The following is a 3403-nucleotide window of genomic DNA, read 5'->3' as shown; positions in this document are numbered from 1 at the left end:
GCCTATGTCGACCGCCGGATTATGCCGCGTGAGGGTCGAGGGCCCTTGCTGATGCTGGGTGATCTCGCGGGCTGGTCGGCATAATCGGGGTCGTGTTCGGCTGAGATTCCTGTCTGGATGGGTGGACCAGTTCGTCCCTTCAGACAGGAGAAGATCATGAATGGTGGCAAACGCCGTCCGGGTCCGGTGCCGATGTTGATGACCGGGCCGTTGCGCCGCACGAGGTGGCGGTGCGGACGTCTATGACGCAGGCGGGTTACGCGCCGTCGTCGGTCCTTGAGGCAGCGCGAGCGATGCGGCGCCTGAGCGAGTGGATGAGCGAGCGGGATCTGGCAGTTGGGGAGCTGACTCCGCTCGTGGTGGACGACTTCCTGGCCGACCGCCGGAGCCGCTGCCGCACCGCGGCAGTGTCGCGTCGCTGGGTCGGCGCGGTTTTGCGTGCTTTGCACGGGCAGGGCGTGGTGCCCGAAACGGAGCCGGTTGTTGCGACGGGCCGGGAGCTGCTGCTGGAGGAGTTCCGGCGCTGGTTGCGGGCAGAACGCGGTCTGGCTGCCGAGTCGGTGCGTTGTTACAGCGGGCAGGCGGGCAAGTTCCTTGCCGACGTGCCCGATCCGCTCGGGGACTCGTTGGCCGCTCTGGACGCGGCCGCGGTCACGGCGTTCATCGTCGCGCAGGCCAGGTCTGCCGACAGCGTCTGGTCGGCAAAGGCGCAGATCACCGCCACGCGAGCGCTGTTGCGGTTCCTTCATGTCCAGGGCCTGATCCCGGTTTCATTGACGGCGGCGGTCCCGGGCGTGGCCGGTTGGCGGCTGGCCGCGTTGCCCCGCGGCCTGTCACGTGAGCAGGTGCAGGCGCTGCTGGCCGCGCACGACACCACGACCGCGGTGGGTCTGCGTGATCACGCGTTGCTGGTGATGCTGGCCAGACTCGGCATGCGTGGGGCCGAAGCCGCCGCGCTGCGCCTGGAGGACGTCGACTGGCGCGGTGGACAGATCGTGGTGCGCGGCAAGGGCGCCCGGGTGGAACGACTTCCGCTGCAGGCCGAGGTCGGCGCAGCGTTGGCCGCCTATGTCACCGACGCAAGACCGTCGTGTGACTGCACGAGCGTGTTCGTCACCGTCCGCGCCCCGTTCCAGCCGCTGACGGCGACCGCGGTCCGGGCGATCATGGGCCGCACCTGCCGGCGGGCGGGCATGCCCAGGGTTGGTGCGCACCGGCTGCGGCATTCGCTGGCCACCGACCTGCTGCGAGCCGGTGCGCCGCTGGCCGAGGTCGGGCAGGTTCTTCGGCATCGAAGCCAGCTCAGTACGGCCGCTTACGCGAAAGTCGACTACGACACGCTGCAGACGTTGGCCCAGCCGTGGCCGGGGAGCGCACGGTGAGCACGATGCGCGAGCACGCCGAGGACTACCTGGCGATGCGGCGTGCGCTGGGATTCCAGTTGACGACGTTCGGGCAGAAGCTGCTCAGCTTCATCGACTACCTCGAGGCCCACGAGATGAGTGTGCTCACCACCGAGGCGGCGCTGAGCTGGGCGACGAGCACGCCGCGCAGCACCGACCAGGTGCACTGGAGCCGTCGGCTGATGGTGGCGCGGATCTTCGCCCGACACCTGGCAGTCCTGGACCCGGCCACCGATGTCCCGCCGGTCGACGTGCTACCGCACCATTACCGGCGCGTCACCCCGCATCTCTACACACCCGGTGAGCTCGATCGTCTACTGGACGCAGCCGGCGCGTTGCGCCCCCAGCTGCGGGCGTTGACGTGGCGCACGTTCATCGCTCTGTTGGCGGTGAGCGGGATGCGCACCAGCGAGGCGTGTCACTTGGACGTGTCCGACGTCGACTTCGACGATGCGGTGCTCACCGTGCGCGACACCAAGTTCGGCAAGCACCGCCAGATGCCGGTCCACGCCAGCACCATCACCGCCATCCGCGACTACCTCGACGCGCCTGAGCGTGCGCATCCGGTGGTGCACACGCCGGCGGTGTTCATCACGACCCGCGGGACACGGCTGGACCACACCAACGTCCCGCGAACCTTCGCAGCCCTGATCCGCGCGACAGGTATCAGCGCGCCGGCCGGGCAGCGCAGCCCTCGGTTGCACGACTGGCGGCACACGTTCTGCGTCACGACGTTGCTGACCTGGTATCGCGACGGTGTCGACGTCCAGGCCCGGCTCCCGTGGCTGTCGACCTACCTCGGTCACGTCGACCCGAAGTCGACCTACTGGTACCTGACCGGCTCACCGGAACTGCTCGCGCTGGCCGCCGAACGACTGGAGCACGCGTTCGGGGAGCAGCCATGAGCGATCTCGCGCCCCTGCTGCAGGGCTTCTTCACCGACAAGCTGATCCGGCAACGCCAGGCCAGCCCGCACACCATCGCTGCCTACCGCGACGCCATCACACTGCTGCTCGGCTTCGTTCACCAGTCCACCGGACGGCAGCCGGCCACGCTGAGCATCACCGATCTGGACGCAGTCACAATCGGGGCGTTCCTTCAGCACCTGGAAACCAATCGCGGCAACACGGCCTCGACCCGCAACGCGAGACTGGCCGCGATCCACTCGCTATTCCGCTACGCCGCGCTGCGCGACCCCGAACACGCCGCGCTGATCCAACGAGTGCTGGCTATCCCACCCAAACGCCTGGACCGGGCGATCGTCAGCTACCTCACCAGGCCCGAGTGCGATGCGCTGATCGCCGCACCGGATCGCACCAGCTGGCTCGGACGCCGCGATCATGCCCTACTGCTGCTGGCGATCCAGACCGGGCTCCGCGTCTCGGAACTCACCGGCCTGACCTGCGCCAACGTCCACCTCGAAACCGGTGCGCATGTCCGCTGTCACGGCAAAGGCCGCAAAGACCGCTGCACACCGCTGACCCGACCCACCGTCACCGTGGTGCGCGGCTGGCTGGCAGAACGGCGCGGCTCAGACAACGACCCGCTGTTTCCCAGCAGCCGAAGCGGCCCGCTGAGCCGAGACGCGGTGCAACGCCGGGTCACCAAACACGCCAAGACAGCCCGAGATCACTGCCCGTCGCTCACCGCCAAAACCGTCACCCCGCACACGCTGAGGCATTCGTGCGCGATGGCCCTGTTGGCCGGCGGCGTCGACGTGTCGGTGATCGCCTTATGGCTCGGTCACGAATCGACCGACGTCACGCAGATCTATCTGCACGCAGACATGGCCATCAAGGAACGCGCACTCACCCGGCTCGCACCAGCCGGTCGCGGCTCCGCCGGCCGATACAAACCCCCGGACAAGCTGCTGGCCTTCCTCGACAGTCTCTGACCCCGAGCCCGGCCGACCCGGATTATGCCGACCAGCCCGCGAGATCACCCAGCATCAGCAAGGGCCCTCGACCCTCACGCGGCATAATCCGGCGGTCGACATAGGC

Annotated in this window: 3 protein-coding genes; all 3 read left to right on the top strand. The window is 68.4% G+C overall.

Annotated features, from left to right (window positions below):
* The first annotated feature begins 293 nt into the window (after positions 1 to 293).
* Genes RM423_RS24290 through RM423_RS24280 form a run of 3 tightly spaced genes read left to right on the top strand, consistent with a single transcriptional unit; the run spans position 294 to position 3297 of the window.
* A complete protein-coding gene (locus RM423_RS24290) occupies positions 294 to 1382 on the top strand; it encodes a site-specific integrase (RefSeq protein ID WP_311425616.1) in 1089 nt (362 codons plus the stop codon).
* A 5-nt stretch (positions 1383 to 1387) separates the two neighbouring features.
* Positions 1388 to 2308 carry a tyrosine-type recombinase/integrase gene (locus RM423_RS24285; protein WP_311425617.1) on the top strand — a complete coding sequence of 307 codons (921 nt, stop codon included), beginning with the start codon at positions 1388 to 1390 and terminating at the stop codon, positions 2306 to 2308.
* Positions 2305 to 3297, top strand: coding sequence for a tyrosine-type recombinase/integrase (locus tag RM423_RS24280; RefSeq protein ID WP_311425615.1), 993 nt, complete (start codon positions 2305 to 2307; stop codon positions 3295 to 3297). Before RM423_RS24285 ends, RM423_RS24280 begins: the two co-directional genes overlap by 4 nt.
* Positions 3298 to 3403 lie beyond the last annotated feature (106 nt).

This window comes from Jatrophihabitans lederbergiae, assembly GCF_031845305.1.
GTDB classification, from domain to species: domain Bacteria; phylum Actinomycetota; class Actinomycetes; order Mycobacteriales; family Jatrophihabitantaceae; genus Jatrophihabitans_A; species Jatrophihabitans_A lederbergiae.
Note: the sequence above shows the minus strand (reverse complement) of the source record. Positions and strands in the feature narration are given on the sequence as shown.

Excerpts from the sequence above, each read along its gene's own strand:
- RM423_RS24285 (WP_311425617.1), top strand. The coding sequence starts at position 1,388 with ATGCGCGAGCACGCCGAGGACTACCTGGCGATGCGGCGTGCGCTGGGA.
- RM423_RS24280 (WP_311425615.1), top strand. The coding sequence starts at position 2,305 with ATGAGCGATCTCGCGCCCCTGCTGCAGGGCTTCTTCACCGACAAGCTG.
- RM423_RS24290 (WP_311425616.1), top strand. The coding sequence starts at position 294 with ATGCGGCGCCTGAGCGAGTGGATGAGCGAGCGGGATCTGGCAGTTGGG.